The sequence below is a fragment of the Kamptonema formosum PCC 6407 genome, from assembly GCF_000332155.1.
Lineage (GTDB): Bacteria > Cyanobacteriota > Cyanobacteriia > Cyanobacteriales > Microcoleaceae > Kamptonema > Kamptonema formosum.
The window spans coordinates 966,107-987,040 of sequence record NZ_KB235904.1 but is presented as its reverse complement, the minus strand read 5'-3'; the positions used below and the strand labels follow the sequence as shown (position 1 = coordinate 987,040).

Sequence of the window (20,934 nt, the reverse complement as noted above, 5' to 3'; positions counted from 1 at the left end):
TAAAGTATTTATCTATCTGTGATTTGATAACCGAGAGGTGTATAAATACATCATATCACTAATTTACGTAAAATAAGTGTATTTAATGGGGAATGCGGTGCAGACACCGGAAAGTCTAGGTTTTTGAGGTGGTGAAGATCCTATTTGCGGGGGTTCTGAAGTTGTTATTCAGATTATGTTAACAAAGTCAAGCTTCGTCTAGAATTATTATTTATCGAACAAATTTGGGTTGGTTTTAATCAGGAACAAGAGCGGGAGAAGCACTACGATCGAGTTGTTCTAATTTAGCGATCGCTAAAAATTTGACTCAAATAAATCCTAGATAGGGGAAATTGGTGAGCGATCGCATTCAACCAAATCTCCACAACTTACGCTCTAGGTAAGGCCCCCATCTAGCGATCGAATCACCGCGCTTGGAAAGCGGCGTTATGTAAGTAATACATAACTCCTATATTTGACTAGATTTTTCTGAACTATGCTAATCTGTCAATACCTCACCACCCTGGGCCAACCCCTAGAGCGAGACAGCGCCATGTTAAAATCCCTGGGATGAGCTGGCGGCTAAGCACCAATTCGGGGAACGATCGGCGATAAGTTGTGAGTTGTAAATCATGAATTTAACTCAAAACTCAAAACTCAAAACTCAAAACTTGTAATGCCTGCTCCCATTGAATTACTCTGGGCCGTTGTCGGTTTGCTCCTTACTATTGGCGGCACTTTTTTAGAAGCCTTCGTCGCCAATCCCGCCTTAATTTGGGAGCATGGACTAGAGCCGCGATCGCTTGGAGTTACCTATCAGATTGGAGCCGTCTTACTGGTGGGTTGTCTGGGAGGTAAAACCGCTGCTGCCCTTTCTCAAATCGCCTATTTAGCGTTAGGCTTAACCTTATTGCCAGTCTTTTCTCAAGGCGGCGGTTTTGGTTATCTCCAAGAGCCAACTTTTGGTTATTTGCTAGGTTTTATCCCTGGTGCATGGCTATGCGGTAGGTTTGCGTTTAAAATGCCACCACGATTAGAATCTCTTGCTTTTAGTTGTTTGTGCGGTTTATTAAGCGTTCATGCTATAGGTTTAAGTTATCTGGTTGCGGCGCACTTCCTGCAATTGACAACTATAAAAACCTTGCCGCTAATGCCAGCGATTCTGAAATACTCGGTTTATCCTCTGCCCGGCCAATTAGCATTAGTTTGTGCTGTTACAGTGTTAGCATTTTTTCTAAGATGCGTCATGTTTTATTGATTTAACTAACTATTTCATGCCTTTTAAGAAAAATCCCCTGTTCTGGGTTGCTGCTCCGATTAGCCTAATTTTAGATCACCTGAGTAAGTTTTGGGTCGTGCAAACTTTCGAGCTGAAAGTCCCCCCTGAAACACTGCCTTTGTGGCCGGGAGTATTTCATTTTACTTACGTTACTAATACTGGCGCTGCTTTTAGTTTATTTAGCAACGGTGGTGTAAATTGGTTACGCTGGCTTTCTTTAGCAGTGAGTATAGGTTTAATGGTATTAGCTTGGTTTGGGCCGAGGCTAAATCGCTGGGAACAGGTTGGCTACGGGTTGATTTTAGGGGGAGCGCTTGGCAATGGGATCGATCGCTTTATCTCAGGTGCAGTGGTGGATTTTCTGGATTTTCGGCTGATTCGGTTCCCGGTATTCAATTTGGCGGATGTATTTATCAATGCAGGGATTATTTGCTTGCTGATTGCAATTTTCAGAAATTCGCCGCCGCCAAGAAACAATTCTCAACAGGAGTCGGAATGAAACTGGAAGCAAAGAAAGCAGGGATAACTGAGCGAAAACTATTTTGATGCGATCGCATTGGGTATAGACTTGCCGAAAAAGAATCTTGGTGTATCCTAAATCAATTGTCCTCAGTCCTCAGTCCGCTTTTAAGAGTCAGGATTTAAGGATAGGGTAGAAAAAACTTGGGTTTGAGATTGCTTGGTTTCACTCGCAATGACAGAAAATGGTAGAGAGTGCGTAAGTCCTGACTTAGCCTCTCAGGAATGCTCTCCAGCCTTCTTGGAGTTGTGAGTAGAATAAGCGATAGCTGATATGCTCAAAGCTGATAGCTAAATTCATGACACCACCCCAGCCGCCTCGGAAACCTCAAACCATCTTGGGTGCGATTACCCAAGTAGTCCAGACGATCGCCAATGTTAATTTTAAGCAGTTGGCGCTTAAACCTAATGCTAAAGTACCTGAGCTCTGGGTTCAGGATGCGGGCGCACCCGATCCGGAAAAATTTCCGTTATTAGGCGATCGCTACTTATTGGGCAGATCTTCCAAATCCTGCGATATTGTGATTCGCAATCCCGTAGTCAGTCAGGTTCACCTCTCTTTGTCGCGGGACTCTGTGAAGCGATCGCCCTTCGTGCTCCGAGATGAAGACTCCACCAATGGTATCTATCGCGGTAAACGCCGAATTAAAAGCATTTCCCTCCGTCACGGCGATATCTTCACCTTGGGGCCGCCAGAATTAGCCGCCGCCGTGACAATTCAGTACGTAAACCCGCCTGCGTGGTACGTCAAAGCTTTCCGCTACGGTTTTTATGGCTTTACGGGACTAACTGCGATCGCGGCGACATTGGTAGGTATCGAGTGGACAAAATTCAATGTTAGACCAATGCCAAGGACTGTCACCGGGCCTGTAATCGTCTACGCCCGCGATGGACAAACACCCCTGCGGCCGCCGAATAACAGCGCTCACTTAGAATTAAAGCGATTACGAGACTTTTCGCCTTATTTGCCAAAAGCAGTAATTGCCTCTGAAGATTCGCGCTATTACTGGCATTTGGGTGTCGATCCGTTAGGGATTTTACGAGCTGTATTGACAAATGTCCGGGGTGGTACGATTCGCGAAGGTGCGAGTACGATCACGCAGCAATTAGCTAGGAGTTTATTTCGAGATTATGTAGGCACTCAAGATTCCGCCGGCCGCAAATTACGGGAAGCCGTAGTCGCACTGAAAATGGAGACATTTTACAGTAAAAATGAGCTGCTAAAGACTTATTTAAACCGCGTGTTTTTGGGTATTGACCTTTACGGGTTTGAGGATGCGGCTCGATTTTATTTTGGTAAGTCGGCGAAGGACTTAAGCTTGTCAGAGGCGGCGACGCTGGTGGGGATTTTGCCTGCGCCGAATAGTTTTAATCCGATTCAGAATTATCAATTGGCGGTGGAGTATCGCGATCGCGTGTTGGAAAGGATGCGGGCAATGGGAATGATTTCCCAGGATGAAGCGGATCGGGCGAGGCGATCGCGCATTGAAATTAACCCGAAGGCGCGAGAATTTCTCCAAAGTACGATCGCGCCTTATTTCTACAGTTATATTTTTAGCGAATTGGAGTTTTTATTAGGGGAACAGTTAGCCAGAGAAGGCAATTTTATTGTCGAAACAGGTTTAAATCCCACCATCCAAAAAGCTGCTGAAAATTCCCTCCGAGATAGCGTGAATAATTCAGGAGCCGCAGCGGGATTTTCTCAAGGTGCAGTCGTTACTCTTAACTCTAGCACAGGGGAAATTTTAGCCTTGGCTGGCGGCGTAGATTATTTACAAAGTCAATTTAATCGAGCTACGCAAGCCCTAAGACAACCAGGATCGACGTTTAAAATCTTTACTTATACGGCGGCAATTGAACAAGGAATATCCCCTAGCAAGGTTTATTCTTGTGCGCCACTAAGTTGGGGAGGTCAAACTTTTAATGGTTGCGAACGCAGTGGTGGCAGTACCGATATGTATCGGGGTTTAGCCCAGTCTGAAAATGCGATCGCTTTAAGGGTTGCTCAGGATGTAGGTTTAGATAATGTAGTGCAAATGGCTAGGCGTTTGGGTATTAAGTCTAAACTCAATTCTGTACCGGGCTTAGTATTAGGACAAAGTGAAGTAAATGTATTAGAAATGACTGGTGCTTTTGGGGTTTTAGCTAATCGCGGCATCGCCAATCGTCCCCATGCCATTAAGCGAATTATTGATAGTAGCGATTGTAAAGAGCAGGATAATGTTGATAGTTGTCGCGTGATTTATGAATATCAAAACGATCCGGCGCGTAATCAGGAAGTGCTATCGGCTCAAGTCGCCGATACGATGACTGGATTATTACAAGGTGCGGTGGAAGGAGGGACGGGAAGAAGTGCTTTTTTAGGATTAGGAGAGGCGGGAAAGACTGGAACTACTAATGATAATGTTGATTTATGGTTTATTGGTTATATTCCCAGTCAAGAATTAGTGACAGGAGTTTGGTTAGGTAATGATGATAATACTCCCACTGCTGGAGGTAGCGCTAATGCGGCACAATTGTGGGGAGATTATATGGAGAAAGTTGTGAGGTAAAATACAGGTTGAGACGCGATGGCAGCGAAACCCAACACATTACTAAGAAGTAAAATGTACGTTAGGTGAAGCACTAGCGTTACCAGCGTTACCCAACCCTCGCTAAAATATATTCATAGTTTTTATGGAGGTATGCTAAACTTTTGAATAGGCGAGATTTAAAGAACCTAGCACTAACTCGGCTTAAAGAAGTAGAAGTGCTGCTCAACAATCGTCAATACTCTGGCGCTTACTATCTCAGCGGTTATGTCATTGAATGTACCCTAAAGGCTTGCATTGCCAAACAAACTCATAAATTTGATTTTCCCGACAAGAAAAATGTTATTGATAGTTACACCCACGATTTAGAAAAGCTCGTTAAAGTTGCTAAACTTGATACACAATTAAAGTCTGCCCTAAACGATCCAAATTTTTCATCTCGATGGTTAGAGGTCAAAGATTGGTCAGAAGAAAGCCGTTACCAAAAACATAACCGACAAAAAGCCCTCGATATTTACTCAGCAATTACTGACCCCAATCACGGAGTTTTACAATGGGTACAGCAACATTGGTAAGTCAAGAGATAGAAGAAGGTCAAAGACTAATAGACGCTCTCAATGCAGCAGATCTATCAGTTGATTCTGCTCTCTGGATATACGCGCTAGAACCGGAAACATGGCGGCTGATGCTCACCTCACCTCTGCACGATCGCAAAGGCTCTCTGAAAACTTACGAGGAAATTCTGTCAGTCTTTCGCCAAGTTAAACCAGACTTAAAAATCGACTGGACAGGGATTGTAGCAGTAAGTCCAAAGGATGAATTAATTAAAGGCTTACGTCAATTACAACAACAGTCGAATTTAAACTTATCAGGGAAACGATTAACTAATAATATGGTTAATGGGAGGTGGATTGAAGATGCTTACATTTATCAAATCAAGTAAGTTTACTATAAACCTCTTGCAAAAGCTCATCAACCTCATTAGTCCGCGTAGGCGGACTTTGTTTGTGTAGTCGCGATTTTAATCGCCTGGACATTTTTGCTACATATCACCAATACCACTATACTCCCGCACGCCGCCGCAAAACCTCTAAAAGAGTATTAAATTGAGCGGGTAAAGGTGCGATCGCTTCTATCAATTCACCCGAAACTGGATGCTGTAACTTTAATCGCCATGCGTGTAGTGCTTGTCCTGTCAAATTTACACCAATATCATGATTTGAACTGTAAACTGGATCGCCAACAATAGGATGCCCTATTTGGGCCGCGTGTACGCGAATTTGATGAGTACGACCAGTTTCTAACTGGAAGTGTATCAACGTATAATTACCCAATCTTTCTTGAATTTGCCAGTGAGTAACAGCAGAACGACCGCCTTTTTCTATAGTGACTACAGCCATTTTTTTGCGGTCTACAGAATGTCGTCCAATGGGTAAATCTATTGTACCATTTTCGGTTTTTAGTGTGCCATAAACAACACCTAAATATTCGCGTCTGGCAGTTTTAGCCTTTAATTGAGCTTGTAAATGTTGGTGAGCAAAATCAGTTTTTGCAACTACAATCGCCCCACTGGTATCTTTATCTAATCTATGCACAATTCCCGGCCGTAAAACTCCCCCAATTTCTGCTAAGGGACAATGAGCCAAAAGCGCATTTACTAAGGTTCCCCCTGGATGTCCAGCGGCGGGATGAACGACTAAACCAGCAGGTTTGTTAATGATAATTAGGGATTCGTCTTCGTAGAGAATATCTAGAGGAATAGCTTCTGGCTTCAAATCTAAGGGTTCAGCGTCAGGAATAGCGATGTGAATGCGATCGCCATTTTTTACATTTTCTTTTTTGGATTTACAGATGAGATCGTTGACTGTAACATTGCCTTGTAGTATCAGGTTTTGGATGCGCGATCGCGATAAATCTGGTAACTCATTGGAAAGCCAAAGGTCTAAACGCTGGCTAAGTTTTGATTCTGTAGGCTTTCCAATATCTTCAACTTGGATAAAAATTGACGATTCACTTTTCATATTCAATCCAATAACAACTAACAAGTAAAAACCAACAAAATCATTTATTTTCAATCATAACCTGCCAAGTTTCCAAAGTAGTACCTATTATTCTATCAAGATTTGTCAAAGCATTTAGATAGTTAATTCTAGCATTAAGTTCCGCATTTCTAGCATCTATTAAAGCATTCTGAAAAGTCACAATATCAATACTCCGAGAACTACCCACCCCCAATCTTCTTTTATCTTGCTCTATTTCTAATTGCCGCTCCGCTAACTCCCTTGACCTCTGTGCTAGTTCCACTTGTCTCAGATTCAAATTTACATCTCTAATTGCATTTCTTACATCTACTTCTAGCTTTTGATTTCGCTCCTTTAAATCATTTTCAGCTTTCAATAGGTTAACACGACTGCGCTGAAACTCTTGCTCTATTCTCCTATTTCCAAATTCATGAGTCAAAACCAAACCCGCCCTCACATCAGAGTTGCTGTCTGAAAAATTACTAGCATTATTATTATAACTTGCATTCACGCCCAAATTCCATTTTCGATTATTTTCCGCTACCAATAAACTATATTTAGCGATCTCCCGGTTAAGTTGTGCCCGTAAATAATCAGGACTATTTGACAGAGCTAATTTTATAATATTATTAAAATCTAGAGGCTTTTCTTCCTGGGGAGCAACTTCTAATGCAATAATATTCAGATTGCGATCTAAGTCTAGAATTTGGAGCAGTGCTAATCTTGCTCTCTTCAATTGCTCTTCACTAGCTAATACAGCTTTTTCACTTGTAAAGATTTCAACTTTTGCTAGTCTTCCTGCCTCAATTAAAGCTTGATTAATCTCTAATTGCTGACGAGCAATTTGCAGAGAACTTTGCGAAATTTTAACTTGTTCTTGAGCTTTAATTAGCTCTCTATAGGATAAGATTGCCAAGGTAATTGTATCAATTAGCGTCGATCTTAAAGTTAAAATATTGATTTTTTCACTAAGGCGAGCAATCTCAATAGGTGCTCTATTAACAGCAACTCCTGCTCCTCTTAAAAGAGGTTGATTGAAACTTAGTTGTAAATTTTGGCTCAAGGAGCCATCGCTATTAATGCTAAAACCATTCGCATCTTGCCTTTGTCTTTGAGCCGCCCATGAAAAGCCGATCTCTCCTCCACTAGGAATTTTAACAGAAACCTTTGCTGATAAATCAACTTCGCCAGTAGCAGCACTTTCGCCACTTCTCAAACGAAGTGCTGACACTGATACTTGCGGTGTAAAAATAGGTACAAATTGACCTTCTGCTACGGCTAAATCTTGTTTTTGTGCTATACGTTCTAGGTATTGATTTTTGATGTCTCTATTGTTTTCTAAACCTAAAAATACCACTTCCGATAGTGTCAGCTCAACTCCTGGTTCATCTTCTATTGATTGCTGTTGAATAGTTGGTCTTGGGCTGTTTTCAGGTGTTGGCTCTGCTGTTTTTTCTGGACTTGGTATGACTTCAGAAATTACTATTGATTCGGGTTGAACTGGAGAGTTTTGAGTGATAGTAGAAGTTGTTAAGACTTGGGAATCTGGACTTGGGGATTGGGAATTAGGAATTGATGGCTGTTTGATTTTACTTGTGGGATTTTCGCCTTGAGATTGAGCGATCGCTGTTCCCTGATTTACCGTTACCCTTTCTCTCTGATTTTGGGGTTTGATTATTGTCTGATTTGGCGGTATATTTTGGATAGATGGAGAAGATTTTGTCGTGGGAAGTGGCAAGAATTTAGGCACGCTCCCAGATTTAGAGCTAACATCACTTTTAACTGTTGAACTAGACTTAAAAGCAACAGCAAGTATCCCCAATACCCCACAAGTTACAAGCATAATTAGACTCAAACGAAATATCCAAGGAATCTCGTAGCGAGGAGGGGAATCGTTCTTTTGGAGATCATCTTTGTCCTGCTGCTCAGTCATGCTAAATCAAGTGAAGAAAGAAGGAAGGTAAAAGATAAAAGGTATAATGCTTATAATTGAGCTTTGCGATCGTCTGTATCAGGACTTACTCAAAGAAACCGGGTTTCTTAGAAAAATCAAAGGTTATCAACGAGGTTTCCAGGAAGAAACCCGGTTTCTAGCCTCGACGTGCCTAAGTCCTGTGTATTTTATGTTTAATTAGCTGCAATTACTCGATCGAGCAAGTAATTTTATGGTGATTTTATGCAGATAGCTACCCTTGACGTAGTGCTTTCACAGGATCGAGTTGACTAGCTCGTAGAGCTGGGAGAAATCCAGCTCCTACACCCACTGCTAATGCAGATCCTAAAGCCAAAGCTGCTGTATTGCTATCAAATTTATAAGGTAACTTAAAAACATCAGCAACAACGGTTGTCAACCCATGTACCATTACAATAGCAGCAATTCCCCCAACTAAGCTGAGAATAACTGCTTCTAAAATAAACTGTAACATTATATCATGTTGAGTAGCACCAATTGCCCGCCTCAAACCAATTTCTGGGGTACGTTCTGTCACAGCGGCGATGGTAATATTAGCAATGCCAACTCCTCCCACCAGCAGCGAAATTACCCCCACTGCCAACAATCCCCGTGAAGCAAGTTCCAGAGTTTCTTGCTGCTCCAAAATTTTTCTAACATTATTCCAAACATAAACATCTCCTTCTGGAAAGCGCTGCTTTAAAACCTTTTTTGCCTGCTTTTCCATCTCTTTAATATCTTTAAGATTGTAAGGTCGCACCGAAATTGACTGAATCCTCTGGCTACCTGTCATCGCTTTGTAAAGCGACATTGATACCAACATTTCACCTTTTGGTTCGCCAGAAATGCCTTGCTTGCTCTCTATTACGCCAACAACAATGTAAGGTCTACGGTCAGCATAAATGCGTTGACCTACAGATTTCATACCACCTTTAAAAAGTTTTGTTGCCAGCACTTCATCAATTACTACAACAGGTCGATAGTTAGTAAAATCGTTAGGAGAAAAAAAACGCCCTGCCATTAGTTTTACCCCAGATGTCAGTAAATGATCTTGAGAAACAGCGGTCATACTGGGTTCCGCTTCTTCATCTTGAAATATAACTTTTCCTTCATTAAAACCAAACCAATTTGAGGCGCTAATCGCCTGAACTCCTTTCAGGCGCTGGCGGACAAAGTTCATATCTTCTAACTTTAAACCTAAGCTACTCCACACATAGATTTGAAGTTGAGGCGCTTCTCGTTTAGCTAACTGATCGGTAATTACGGCGCGGCTAATGTTGCCAACTTGAAGCGTTGCACTGACAGCAGCTACGCCCATGAAAACTCCAACTGTAGTTAAGGCAGACCGTAAAAGATTGCCGCTTAGGGAAAGGCAGGTAAGGCGGAGAAGGTCAACAGGAGAAAGGCTCATAAGTAATTAATAATTAACAATTATTTTGGGGTAATTAAGAAGTTGCGCTAATTTGCTGATACTATTTAATTTTATTCCTCATCTTCGCCCTCTGTTTTTTCTTCCTTTTTATCCTTTTTAGTTGTTTTCTCTTCTTGAATAGGAGTTCCTGGCTTTAAGGAAGTTTCAGGAGGAGGGAGCGCAACACTATCACCTGGCCGCAAACCGGAAGCTACTTCTACCTGCGTTAATCCTTCTAAACCTAATTTAATTGGTCGTTTCTGAGCTTTACCTTGACTGTCACGAATCCACACGAAAGGCTGAGACTCCGATCGCACAATTACCTCTGTATCTAAAACTACTACCTTCTGGCGTTGCTGCAAAATTATCTCTACATTTACTTGACTTCCGGGAATTAAAGTACCGCTGGGAATATCCAGTCTTACTGTTGCTGGAACTGTTGCTTGACCGCCTTGATTAGAGCGATTATTGCTACTATTATTATCACCGCTACCCGCTAGAATAAACAAGCTTTCTACCCTTCCTAAAAATTGCTTAGAATTGGGGCCGATAATGCTGATGCGGACGGATTGATTCGGTCTGACTTTAGCAGCATTGAGTGTAGAAAGCTGTAGTTTTACCAGTTCTTGTGATGGATCGCCTAATATCAAAAGTTCAGTTCCCCGCGCTACTCCGTCACCATTTTTAACCTTGATATCAAGTACCTTACCATCAATAGGTGCAGTTACAATATTGTTTTTTAGCTCTTCTTCTTTTTCTCGATAATCCAGCAGAGAAGTTTGGAGATTGCGGCTATTTGTGCTAACTTCTAACTGAGCTTGTCGCACTTCTGACTCAGCAGCGATCGCTTTTTCCTCAAGTTCTTGCTCTTTGTCTCTTCGCTTAATTTTCAGACTTTTGAGTTCGAGTAGATCCGTGTTAATTTGAAACTGTGCATCTCGTAGGTTGGCTTTAGCAATGCGAATTTGATCTTCTTGCGATCGCACTTCATTTTCAGCAATATAACCCTTGTCAAGTAATGCTTTCAGATCGATGAGTTTTCGCTCAGACGCAGCCAAATTTTCCTCAGCTTCAATAACTTTTTTGCGATTATTGGCTAAGGTAAGTTCTTGTTTTTGAATAGCCAGCAATTCGTCATTTCGCACGGATCTATAATATTGAAGTGTTTCTTTAGCCATACTTAGCTTTGTTTGGGCTTCTAAGAGTTTTTGGCGTAAATTTTCTAAGGTGAGTTTTTCTTTCTGAATTGCTAACTCTTGCTTGCCAAGTATTGTTTCTCTTGCGGGATTGCGAAGCGCGATCAAGCTTTGACCAGATGTAACGCTTTGCCCTATTTGTACTAACACTTCATCAACGGTAACGTCAAGAGGGGATTTTAGAGTTTGTTGATTGCCAAATTCAATAGTACCACTTTCGTTAATAGTATCTTCAATATTGCCAATTTTGACGGGGAGCAAGCGCACTTCTACAGGTTCGGGAGGTCGATTTTGATATAAGCCGTAGGCGAATAATCCGCCGCCAATACCTAGAGTCAGAAAACTAGACCACAGTAGCCATTTGACTCCAGTTTTGAAGCTATTTTTTTCCTTATACTTCACTGTCAATTCCCTCCTGCCAACTGTAAATATCTAGACTTACGCGATCGCTACGATTTTCTGTCATTGCCAACCAAGGGAAGCAATCTCAAACCATAAATTTTCCCGATCGCTGCGTAAATCCTGAATACCTGAAATCGAACGCTCTGTTTTGCCTTTCTCCAAAAACTAATATTCTACTTTTGTCAGACGCGGTGCGAAAGTGGGATCGAAGAGTGGCACTATCTAAGTATTCAGGTTTTCAGGAACCACCTGTAACTGTTACTGCGTCTTTAGGGCTGTCTGATTAATACCAATGTCAATGGTAGTGTGAATATCAGCAGAAAATCCAATCCAATTTTTGAGAATTAAGCTTTTTGCGGTTTTATCCCAAAAAGGTTATCCTCAAGGATACCCGTGCCCTCAGACTGGGGAGTTTCAAGGTAAATTCACGTTGAAACTAAGTTCAATAGCCTGCTCAAACTAGCCCTCATCAAAGGAGGAACTATTCTTGTCTCGCCGCTACCTGTTTACTTCTGAATCTGTTACCGAAGGCCATCCCGATAAAATCTGCGATCAAATTTCAGATACCATCTTAGATGCCTTATTGACCGAAGACCCTAAAAGCCGCGTTGCTGCCGAAGTTGTCGTCAACACAGGCTTAGTGCTGATTACGGGCGAAATTACGACCAAAGCCCAAGTAAATTACATAGAATTGGCCCGCAAGAAAATCGCTGATATTGGCTATGTCGATGCCGACAATGGTTTTTCGGCTAATAGCTGTTCGGTGCTAGTGGCCCTAGATACCCAATCTCCCGATATTGCCCAGGGTGTGAACACGGCCCACGAAAGTCGGGAGGAAGCTAGCGAAGAGGAATTAGATGCGATCGGTGCCGGCGACCAAGGTTTGATGTTTGGCTTCGCCTGCAATGAAACGCCGGAACTGATGCCTTTGCCGATTAGTTTAGCGCACCGGATTTGCCGCCAATTGGCTGCGGTGCGGAAAACTGGTCAGTTGTCCTACCTGCGGCCGGATGGCAAAAGCCAAGTTACTGTGGCTTATGAAGACGGCAAGCCGGTGGGAATTGATACGATTTTGATTTCTACGCAACACACGGCTGCGATCGCAGACATTGTTGACCCTGCGGCCGTGCAAGCGAAAATTAAGGAAGACCTTTGGGCTGTAGTGGTGCAGCCAGTGTTTGCAGATATTAGCGTTAAGCCTGATGCCAATACTCGCTTGCTGGTTAACCCTACTGGCAAATTTGTGGTGGGTGGGCCCCAGGGAGATTCTGGACTGACGGGACGCAAAATTATTGTGGATACCTACGGCGGCTATTCCCGTCATGGTGGTGGCGCTTTTTCAGGAAAAGACCCCACCAAAGTAGACCGGAGTGCGGCTTATGCGGCTCGTTATGTGGCGAAGAATATTGTCGCGGCTGGGTTGGCCTCTAAGTGTGAAGTGCAGTTGAGTTATGCGATCGGGGTGGCTCGTCCTGTGAGCATGATGATTGAAACTTTTGGCACTGGTACGGTGGATGACGATCGCTTGTTGGAGGCGGTGAAAAAGCTTTTTGAACTGCGTCCGGCGGGAATTATCCAAGCGTTTAATTTGCAGAGGATTGCTGCTGAACGTGGCGGCCGTTTCTATCAAGATGTGGCAGCTTATGGTCATTTGGGCCGTACCGATTTAGATTTACCTTGGGAGCAAACTGATAAGGCGGTGCTCTTGAAGGAAGCTTTGAGTCAGGTTTCGGCAGTGGCTGGTTAGTGAGATGATTGGGCGGGTATTTCCCGCCCAGCGCGTTATAACTAGGGGCTAGGGGCTAGGGGCTAGGCAGGGCTGTTTCATTCTCGGAAAAACCGCTATTTTGTAGGGGTAGTGCCCCCGTGCCTACCCCATCACCAACCGTCAAATGAGGGTTTCAGACTCTGGGCGGGCAGCCAATCGGCACCGCCCCTACCGAGAATGAAACAGCCCTGGGTAATTGAATGCCGATCGCCCGTAGCGCGAACCGATCGCCTGTCGTGGGCGATCGCGAAAAGATATTAAATGGGTTCTATAACTAAACTGAGGATAACCTCAACCAGTTTGGTTGGCTCTACTGGCTTGGGAATATGCCTTTGAAAGCCGACTGACATTGCGTGCTGATAGTCAATTTCTCCCGCATAAGCAGTCAGAGCGATCGCCGGAATTTGACCGCCCTGTGCTGGTGGGGTGGCTCTCACTTGTTGTATCAGCATATAGCCGTCTACCTCTGGCATCCCGATATCGCTGAGCAACACATCGGGCTGGAATTGGGTTAAAGTAACGAGTGCCTCATTTGCAGAAGCAACAGCGATCGCACTCCCTCCATACTGCTCGATCAGGAACACAATAAACTCTCGCGTATCGTCATCATCATCCACAACTAAAACCTGAATGCCACCCAAATCCAAAGCTGGTTCAGACTGTTTGCTATCCTCGTTGATTTCAGGTGAGCTTTGCATCAGTGGCAACTTGACAGTAAAGGTGGCTCCCTGTCCTTCTCCTAGACTCTCTGCTTCGACAGTACCGCCATGCAACTCAACCAAGTGATGAACGATCGCCAACCCCAGCCCCAATCCCCCAAATTTGCGGGTCGTAGCGCTATTCTCTTGGCGGAAGTATTCAAAAATATAAGGCAGGAAATCCGGGTCAATACCCTTACCCGTATCGCTGACAATAATCTGAGCTTGAGCTCCACATCGCTCTAATTGAATGTCAACTAATCCTCCTTCGGGTGTGAACTTAATCGCGTTAGAAAGCAGATTCCACATTACTTGCTGTAATCGGCTGGAGTCACCTAAAACTAACCCTATGTCTGGTTCAAACATGGTGTGAATTTGAATCGACTTGGCTTCCGCCGCCAAGCGTACCGTTTCCATTGCCGATTGAATAGTTGATGCTAAATCGGTGGGAAAAACATTAAGGCTAAGTTTGCCTCTCAAAATCCGGGAAAGATCGAGCAAGTCTTCAATCAGTTCAGCTTGCAATCTGGCATTCCGCGCGATCGCGTTCAAAGCTTGAGCAGTCTTAGCTGGGTTCAGCTTTTGAGTTTGAAGCAGTGTTGACCAACCTAATATGGGATTCAGGGGCGATCGCAGTTCGTGAGAGACAATCGCCAGAAACTCATCTTTGACCCGGTTTGCCCGCTCAGCCTCCGCCCGTGCGGCTTGTTCGCGGGCAAGCAGGTGTTCCCGTTCCTGTTCAGCGCGTTTGCGATCGGTAATCTCAGTAATGAAAATTGTTATTCCCTCTGGTGAGGGATAGGCGTGATTTTCAAACCAGCGGTTCCAGGTGGAGTAGTAGTATTCAAAATGAGCTGGAATTTGTTGTGCGATCGCCTGCTGTATTTGCCGATCGAACTCAGTGCCCACCACGTCTGGGAACACCTCCCAAACACTTCTTCCCAGCAAAGCTTCCCTTTCGAGTCCCACCGTTTCCATCACGCGATCGTTGACGTAGAGATAACGCCACTCCCGATCTAAAACTAAAAACTGATCGCTGATAGTGGATAAAACCGACTCCAATTGCTCTTTGGCTTTTTCTGCAACTCGTCGCTGTGCTTGCTCTCGCCGAGTTGCCTCCTGTCGCAACTGAGCCATTTTTAGATTCGCCTCTACCCGTGCCAATAGTTCGCGAGCAGAGAAGGGTTTAATCAAGTAGTCATCGGCTCCCGCTTCTAGTCCTTCAATCCGAGACTCTTCCCCCGCGCGAGCGGAAAGTAGGATAATAGGCAATTCCTTTGTCTGAGGATTTGCCCTCAACTCCCGCAGTAACTCAAATCCATCCACTTCCGGCATCATTACATCCGTGAGCACGAGATCGGGGAGTTGCCCACGAATAGCGGCTAATGCAGCCGCCCCATCCTTTACTGCCTCTACTTCGTACTGCTGACTTAACAGACGCTTCACATAGTTACGCATATCGGCGTTGTCATCTGCCAAAACAATTTTGGATTTGGGATTTTGAGCTTGCAAACTGTCAGCTTGGAACCCAATTTTAGTCGTTTCTAATCCTGAGTCAGAATTTGCAGATCGCGCATCTAAAGTCTCCCCCCCCAAATCCGGTTCGGGAAGCCAGCGCAATACTTCTTCCACATAGGGCGTGGCTCCGGTTGCGGTTGATGTCAGAGTCCGAGTGGCATTAATGCGATCGCCTACCGAGCGATCGCATCCAGTAGGAATCGATACGATGAAACTCGTTCCCTGGTCAACGATGCTGCTCGCGCTAATTGTGCCGTCATGCAAGCGCACGAGTTCTTGAACTAATGACAGACCAATCCCTGACCCTTCGTAAGTTCGTCCTCTTGCCCCCTGCACTCGATGAAACCGCTCAAATATCTGAGGTAGTTCCTCTGCTGGAATGCCAATACCTGTGTCTCGCACTTCCAGTTCAATCTGCTCGTTACGGGAGCGCAGAATAACGGCAATCTCTCCTTCAAAGGTATATTTGAAGGCGTTAGAGAGCAGATTCAACACTATCTTTTCCCACATCTCCCGATCTACATAAGTGGGTTCTGGTAGTGGGGGACAATCTACCCGCAAATGCAGCCCTGCCCGCGCGATCGCAGATTCAAAAACCCCTGCCAGGTCTGTTGTTAACATTGCCAAGTCGGTTGGCTGATATACCGCTTCAATCCGTCCGGCTTCAATGCGGGAGAAATCTAACAGGGTGTTGACGAGCTTCTGGAGGCGCAAGGCGTTGCGATGGATCAGTTCTAGGCGATCGCGCTGCTGGGCATCCTGGGTTGCTTGTAAGGCTTCCTCAACTGGGCCGAGCATTAAGGTTAGGGGCGTGCGGAATTCATGACTCACGTTGGAGAAAAACACAGTCTTGGCCCGATCTAGTTCGGCAAGCTGTTCTGCCCGCCGTCGCTCTTCTTCGTAGGAACGGGCGTTAGCGATCGCGGTGGCGATCTGTCCGGTAATCTGAGCGAAGAAGTCGCGGTAGCGATCGTCGAGTCTGCGGCGCGGACTCGCCACAGCGACAAGTACCCCCAATATTTTGGCTTGTCCCGTTACGGCAATCGGTAATACCATTGCTTCCTGCGGTGGCTCAGGCCAAGGACTACCAGGCAGTTTCCCGAAGCGCGTCACCAAATTATCGATCGGTTGTGGCTGGGCAGTACGAACGCTGCGGGCAATAGGCCAACCATTCGGGTCATCCCCTGCATTGAGGTCTACCATCGCGGGAGCTATATGCTCATCCCATCCAAACTGAGTACCGCTAGATAGATGAGCGTACCTTCCTTCTAGGTCAATTAGATAGAGGAGCGAAAACGGAATGTCAGCAGGATCTGACCTGAGAGCCTCTGCCATCAACTTGCACGCCTCCTCGGTAGTCTTGGCGGTGCCGGTTTTGGATGCTACTTCTCGCAGAAGTCGGGCGCGGCGATCGTTTAAAACCCGGTATGTCGTCTCACTGACGATGTTCAAAATGCCGTCAATTTCGCCACCCTCGCCTTGAATGGGGTTGAATGTATAGTCGAAGAAGCACTCTTCGGTATATCCGAAACGGTGCATCGCCAAAAGTTCGTCGTGATGAAAGATGCCCTCACCCGTTCTGAAAACGCTCTCAAATTCTGGCCCAATCTCGCTCCAGATTTCCGGCCAGACTTCGCGTCCGGGACGGCCCAGAGACCAAGGGTGCTTATCACCAACGATCGGTCGCCAAGCATCGTTGTAGAGTAGCAAGCAGTCCGATCCCCAGTAAATAGCAATGGGAAATCGGGAGTTGAGACAAATGCTTAATGCCGATCGCAAGCTTTGAGGCCATTGTTCCACAGGGCCCAAGGGCGTTTTCGACCAATCATAGGAGCGCATGAGCGATCCCATCTCTCCACCACCTGCGAACAGGTTTTTAACGACTACCGCCACGTCCTCAACCACCGTCCCCACTCCTTATTCTTCAAAATACTGGGCTAACAGTTCCTTGCCAAGTTTGCGTACTGTCGCTTTTGACGAATCGCTCATCTGGTGTAGCAACTCCTCAATCTGTTTCAAGGCCAAAGCGGAAGGGACTGCACGCCCGTTCTCCCAGCGATTGACGGTGCGGAACGAAACTCCTAGTTTGGCAGCCAACTTTTCCTGGGAAAGACCGAGTTGCTGCCGAAGCTCACGGATTACAGCGGCAATTTCCAACGGTATCGTTAACGACATTGCTAGGACATCTCCTGCCGTTATCGGCGTTACGAACGTTTAGCACAGACTAAAAATAGGACAAGTGACATACCGTCTGTCTCTATCTTGAAGAGGAGATTTTGAGAAGGAATAAATTTTTTTCTGGACATCAGAAAAGTCGGATTGTGATGCTACAGATGGCTTGATTGGAAACTTGATGCGATCGGCTCAAGAAAATTGCGATCGCTTTATTGCTGAGGTATTACAACTTGTTGCAGATTAATGCAGTGATGCAGTATCAAGTGAGATAATAGCTCAAAAGATAATGCAATTATGAATCCACTTAGTTTAGAGCCTTTATCTGGGCAGTTAACCCTACGCCTTCGCGATCGGCTTCCTGACCTCCCAGGAATTTATTTTGTAGTTGGTGAACGCGAACAATTATTCTATATTGGTCAAGCCAAGAACTTACGCAAACGCTGGGCAGGAAAAAGCCATCACCGCTACAAGCAATTTGCTAGAAAAGGATTGGATAAAATAATTATTAAATATATTCTAGCTTCCGTTTCTGAATTGAACGAGTTAGAGTGTAAATATATCAAGCAATTTAATCCCTTACTGAATGATGGCAAAGTTAAGAAATATTTGCCCAAAACCAGTCCCAGGTTTTCTGAGTTGCAACGATTGCTTAAGCTTGCCAGCCAGCCTCTTTTTCCTTCAGTAATATACTGGTCGCGTAATGGACAAACGATTCCCAGAGAGCCCTCAGATTTATTTCGGGGTTTGGTTGCTGGTGTATATGAAGACCACCAGTTACACATTTTAGTTTTGTGTAGGCAAAATATGGGAGAATTGTTATGGAAAAGCTCTTGTCACCGTACAAAAAAACATTTTTACATCACTCCAGAACAACAAATCTTAGGAACTTGTTATTTTTTTGATGCCAGACAAGTTGTTTTTGAGTTTGTGGAGCTATTCGATTGCAATTTGGCCGATCCATTTTTTCAATATATTTATCCATATTTATTAGATTATGAGATAGCAGGCGTGACACTTAAAGGGCTTTCTGAGCCTACATTGCTAACTTCATATTTGCCAAAAATCAGCACAAGCCTAGATAACAGAACCAAAGATTATCTTTTAGTCGTTGCTGAAAAGTTACAACCATTATCTGCTAGTTTCAGCCTTAATAAAGAGTTGATTTGGTAAAAAATATCGTTTAATATGCTTTGCTTATTTTTGCCACTGATTGTTAATTAGTATTCAAAAAACAGGAGTTTTGAAATGGATTACATTCAATGGGTAAAACAATGGGTTTTCCCAAGTAAAGCACCTGCCAAGCAGGAGCCTGATGATTTTGAAAAGTCAAGTCTTCTAACCTCCACAAGTCTTGAGAATAAACTTAGTCAATATTGGGATATTATGAATGAAGCTTGTTCAAAATTTCCTGAGATTAAAGAAATACTTACAAAAGCAATGGTAGATACTATAGAGCAATACGGTTCAGTTAACGCTCTCCAACGAATTTAATTTCACAATTTTATGGGAAATACAGGCATCTTTTAGAAGTCAGATTGTTCTTAACTGAACCGTATTGCCGTATATTAGGCGGTTTCTGGAGAATAGGCTGAATTGTTCCCTATATCTTCAAGTGCGATCGCCCCTCGCTGTAGGTTGGATTAAGCTTGTCACGTCCTTACTTGTGAATCAGCCGGGAATGTGAAACCAAACATGACTCGATTGGGCGATCGCACAGAGTTGAGGTGGAGAAGCAGTTATGAGTGTCGGGTTTCATCCTTCAACCCAACCTACAAGATCGGGCGATCGCATTAACTTGAAGGATACAATTAACACAAGATTTTCCGAGTTAATTTACCAACACCCAACGTAGCGAACAACTGTCCCTTCCTCCTCAATCTCCGCACCCTCTTGTATCAGCATATCTTCCGTCCATAGAGGTTCATTATAGTACACACCATTAGGATCGTCTCCAGCCCAAGGAGGAGGAGGATCGCCTGTTTTACCGTTTCTACAGTCTTCGTGAGTAAATTGTTTCTCGATCCACTTTACGGACTCGTTGTAGCTAAAATGTGTTGCACCGACAAACTCACCTTGTTCGGCAAAAACCTCAACCAAGCTAGTATCGTTATCCCAAGCATCATCACTGATTCCTATATGAAATAAGAAAAAAAAGCTTTCTTCATCAATAAAAACTTTTACTAGAAATAGATCGGCAAAATTCCATTGAGAATACCAGAGGTGGCGAGCGAAAGCATCAGAAACAGAGCGAGGAACATTCTGGTTTATTCTCTCGATTTCTACTTCCAAAGGACTTAGCTTTCCTAAGCAAACGCTTGCAACTCTCTCAAAGGTTGGAGCGAATCCCTCGCATCTCCCAAAGCAGATTGTCTCAAATAAGTTCACATAGTTTTTTTCGTAAAACTGCCTAACCACTAACCTCTGTGTTTCCACCCTCACTATGAATCCTCCTGTATTTATTGTTTTAAGCACTACATAGCCTTAACTGAACCGTATTGGGCGATCGCCACCACCTCGCCTGCTGCCACTGAGAACAAATTACTATACTTGCGCTTGTCAACTCCTTAGTATATAATCCAGACTATAATATCAACTTGATATAAATGCTTGAATTATCAGCCCTGGGTCTGCTACAGCGGCAGCCCCAGCATGGCTATCGGCTAAAGCAACAACTGGAGTTGTTTATGAGCAGTTGCATCAGCGTCAACTACGGAGCGATTTACCCACTCCTGAAGCGTTTGGAAGAGCGAGGCCAGATTGTGACCATTGCCGAAGAAGCCGGAGACGCTGGATGTCCGCGAAAAATTTACGGCATTACTCCCTCTGGACGCGAACTCTGGCGGCAGAAAATGCTCGAACACCCTCAAGAAAGCTGGGTTAACAGCGGTTCCCGGTTCCAAATCAAATTCTTCTTTTTTGGCGACTTAGAACCCGCAGAACGCCTGAAATTGTTGGAACACCGCTTACGAGTCTGTTACCTGCGACAGGACTACATCGACAGCCTCAAGAGCGAATATCCCCTAACCGACGACTATCAATTCGCCTCTCGCGATCGCTGCAAGTCATTGCTAGCGTTAGAGATAGACTGGTTAACCGAGCAAGTAGCCAAAGAACAAAGCGCGAGCGTCGGAGTGCGAGACTCACCAACGGCTCTAAATCCGTCTTGGAAAAAGGAAAAAGCTCGCACTCACCCAATCGGGTGAGTCAGAAGAAGGATGTGTAATCTTCCCCAGACATCCTAACTTTTGAGAGATAACAAAAAACTTTCCTACAAGTAATCATAACCACAGCCCCGCTAGATGTTTCGGGACTAAAACCAAACAAATTCTCAATTCTGTTGGTAAGGGCTTTCCAGATTTCTCCTTTTCAAGGAGTTTCAAAAATCCTCTCTTTTTAAGAGAGGTTAGGGGGATCGAAAGATGACACCTGATTGCAATACAAAAACATGAGGCGATGGAAATCGCTGGCAAACGAATAAAGTCCGCC

General features: G+C 44.4%; 16 protein-coding genes. 9 read left to right on the top strand and 7 right to left on the bottom strand.

Going from position 1 to position 20,934, the window contains the following annotated elements; genetic code table 11:
- Nucleotides 1-655: 655 nt before the first annotated feature.
- The 5 genes from OSCIL6407_RS0121245 to OSCIL6407_RS0121225 all read left to right on the top strand — a co-directional run bounded on the left by OSCIL6407_RS0121245 (nucleotide 656) and on the right by OSCIL6407_RS0121225 (nucleotide 5,251).
- A complete protein-coding gene (locus tag OSCIL6407_RS0121245) occupies nucleotides 656-1,237 on the top strand; it encodes a biotin transporter BioY (RefSeq protein ID WP_007356052.1) in 582 nt (193 codons plus the stop codon).
- Nucleotides 1,238-1,253: 16 nt separating this feature from the next.
- Entirely contained in the window at nucleotides 1,254-1,757 is a 504-nt protein-coding gene (gene lspA / locus OSCIL6407_RS0121240; protein WP_007356051.1) for a signal peptidase II, read from the top strand.
- Nucleotides 1,758-2,076: 319 nt separating this feature from the next.
- Nucleotides 2,077-4,329: a transglycosylase domain-containing protein gene (locus OSCIL6407_RS0121235; RefSeq protein ID WP_007356050.1), complete on the top strand. Its 2,253-nt coding sequence runs from the start codon at nucleotides 2,077-2,079 to the stop codon at nucleotides 4,327-4,329.
- A 143-nt stretch (nucleotides 4,330-4,472) separates the two neighbouring features.
- The gene (locus tag OSCIL6407_RS0121230; protein WP_007356049.1) at nucleotides 4,473-4,883 is read left to right on the top strand and encodes a HEPN domain-containing protein; all 411 of its coding nucleotides are present in this window, start codon (nucleotides 4,473-4,475) and stop codon (nucleotides 4,881-4,883) included.
- Nucleotides 4,862-5,251, top strand: coding sequence for a hypothetical protein (locus OSCIL6407_RS0121225; RefSeq protein ID WP_019487647.1), 390 nt, complete (start codon nucleotides 4,862-4,864; stop codon nucleotides 5,249-5,251). Before OSCIL6407_RS0121230 ends, OSCIL6407_RS0121225 begins: the two co-directional genes overlap by 22 nt.
- A 118-nt stretch (nucleotides 5,252-5,369) precedes the next feature.
- On the opposite strand, the gene OSCIL6407_RS0121220 is transcribed toward OSCIL6407_RS0121225, so the two are convergent.
- From OSCIL6407_RS0121220 to OSCIL6407_RS0121205, 4 genes are all read right to left on the bottom strand, one after another.
- Entirely contained in the window at nucleotides 5,370-6,329 is a 960-nt protein-coding gene (locus OSCIL6407_RS0121220; RefSeq protein ID WP_007356047.1) for an RluA family pseudouridine synthase, read from the bottom strand.
- Between the two features lie 40 nt (nucleotides 6,330-6,369).
- Nucleotides 6,370-8,262, bottom strand: a complete 1,893-nt coding sequence (locus OSCIL6407_RS0121215) for a TolC family protein (RefSeq protein WP_007356046.1) — start codon at nucleotides 8,260-8,262, stop codon at nucleotides 6,370-6,372.
- 253 nt (nucleotides 8,263-8,515) lie between these two features.
- Nucleotides 8,516-9,691, bottom strand: a complete 1,176-nt coding sequence (locus tag OSCIL6407_RS0121210; protein WP_026103807.1) for an ABC transporter permease — start codon at nucleotides 9,689-9,691, stop codon at nucleotides 8,516-8,518.
- Between the two features lie 71 nt (nucleotides 9,692-9,762).
- The gene (locus OSCIL6407_RS0121205; RefSeq protein ID WP_007356043.1) at nucleotides 9,763-11,289 is read right to left on the bottom strand and encodes an efflux RND transporter periplasmic adaptor subunit; all 1,527 of its coding nucleotides are present in this window, start codon (nucleotides 11,287-11,289) and stop codon (nucleotides 9,763-9,765) included.
- Between the two features lie 487 nt (nucleotides 11,290-11,776).
- On the opposite strand from OSCIL6407_RS0121205, the gene metK reads away from it, so the two are divergent.
- The gene (gene metK, locus OSCIL6407_RS0121195; RefSeq protein WP_007356042.1) at nucleotides 11,777-13,036 is read left to right on the top strand and encodes a methionine adenosyltransferase; all 1,260 of its coding nucleotides are present in this window, start codon (nucleotides 11,777-11,779) and stop codon (nucleotides 13,034-13,036) included.
- 278 nt (nucleotides 13,037-13,314) lie between these two features.
- Here the strand turns inward: metK and OSCIL6407_RS0121190 are convergent, their stop codons facing one another.
- Together OSCIL6407_RS0121190 and OSCIL6407_RS0121185 are read right to left on the bottom strand one after the other, a co-directional pair.
- Nucleotides 13,315-17,187: an ATP-binding protein gene (locus OSCIL6407_RS0121190; RefSeq protein ID WP_007356041.1), complete on the bottom strand. Its 3,873-nt coding sequence runs from the start codon at nucleotides 17,185-17,187 to the stop codon at nucleotides 13,315-13,317.
- A gap of 3 nt (nucleotides 17,188-17,190) precedes the next feature.
- Entirely contained in the window at nucleotides 17,191-17,448 is a 258-nt protein-coding gene (locus OSCIL6407_RS0121185) for a helix-turn-helix domain-containing protein (RefSeq protein WP_019487642.1), read from the bottom strand.
- A 294-nt stretch (nucleotides 17,449-17,742) separates the two neighbouring features.
- Here OSCIL6407_RS0121185 and OSCIL6407_RS0121180 point away from each other — a divergent pair, with 294 nt between their 5' ends.
- A complete protein-coding gene (locus OSCIL6407_RS0121180) occupies nucleotides 17,743-18,618 on the top strand; it encodes a GIY-YIG nuclease family protein (RefSeq protein WP_007356040.1) in 876 nt (291 codons plus the stop codon).
- Nucleotides 18,619-18,693: 75 nt separating this feature from the next.
- Nucleotides 18,694-18,939 (top strand): hypothetical protein, encoded by a 246-nt coding sequence (locus tag OSCIL6407_RS0121175; protein ID WP_019487641.1) that lies wholly within the window; start codon nucleotides 18,694-18,696, stop codon nucleotides 18,937-18,939.
- 342 nt (nucleotides 18,940-19,281) lie between these two features.
- Here the strand turns inward: OSCIL6407_RS0121175 and OSCIL6407_RS0121170 are convergent, their stop codons facing one another.
- The gene (locus OSCIL6407_RS0121170) at nucleotides 19,282-19,737 is read right to left on the bottom strand and encodes a hypothetical protein (RefSeq protein WP_007356038.1); all 456 of its coding nucleotides are present in this window, start codon (nucleotides 19,735-19,737) and stop codon (nucleotides 19,282-19,284) included.
- A 314-nt stretch (nucleotides 19,738-20,051) separates the two neighbouring features.
- On the opposite strand from OSCIL6407_RS0121170, the gene OSCIL6407_RS0121165 reads away from it, so the two are divergent.
- Nucleotides 20,052-20,651 carry a PadR family transcriptional regulator gene (locus OSCIL6407_RS0121165; protein ID WP_007356037.1) on the top strand — a complete coding sequence of 200 codons (600 nt, stop codon included), beginning with the start codon at nucleotides 20,052-20,054 and terminating at the stop codon, nucleotides 20,649-20,651.
- Nucleotides 20,652-20,934 lie beyond the last annotated feature (283 nt).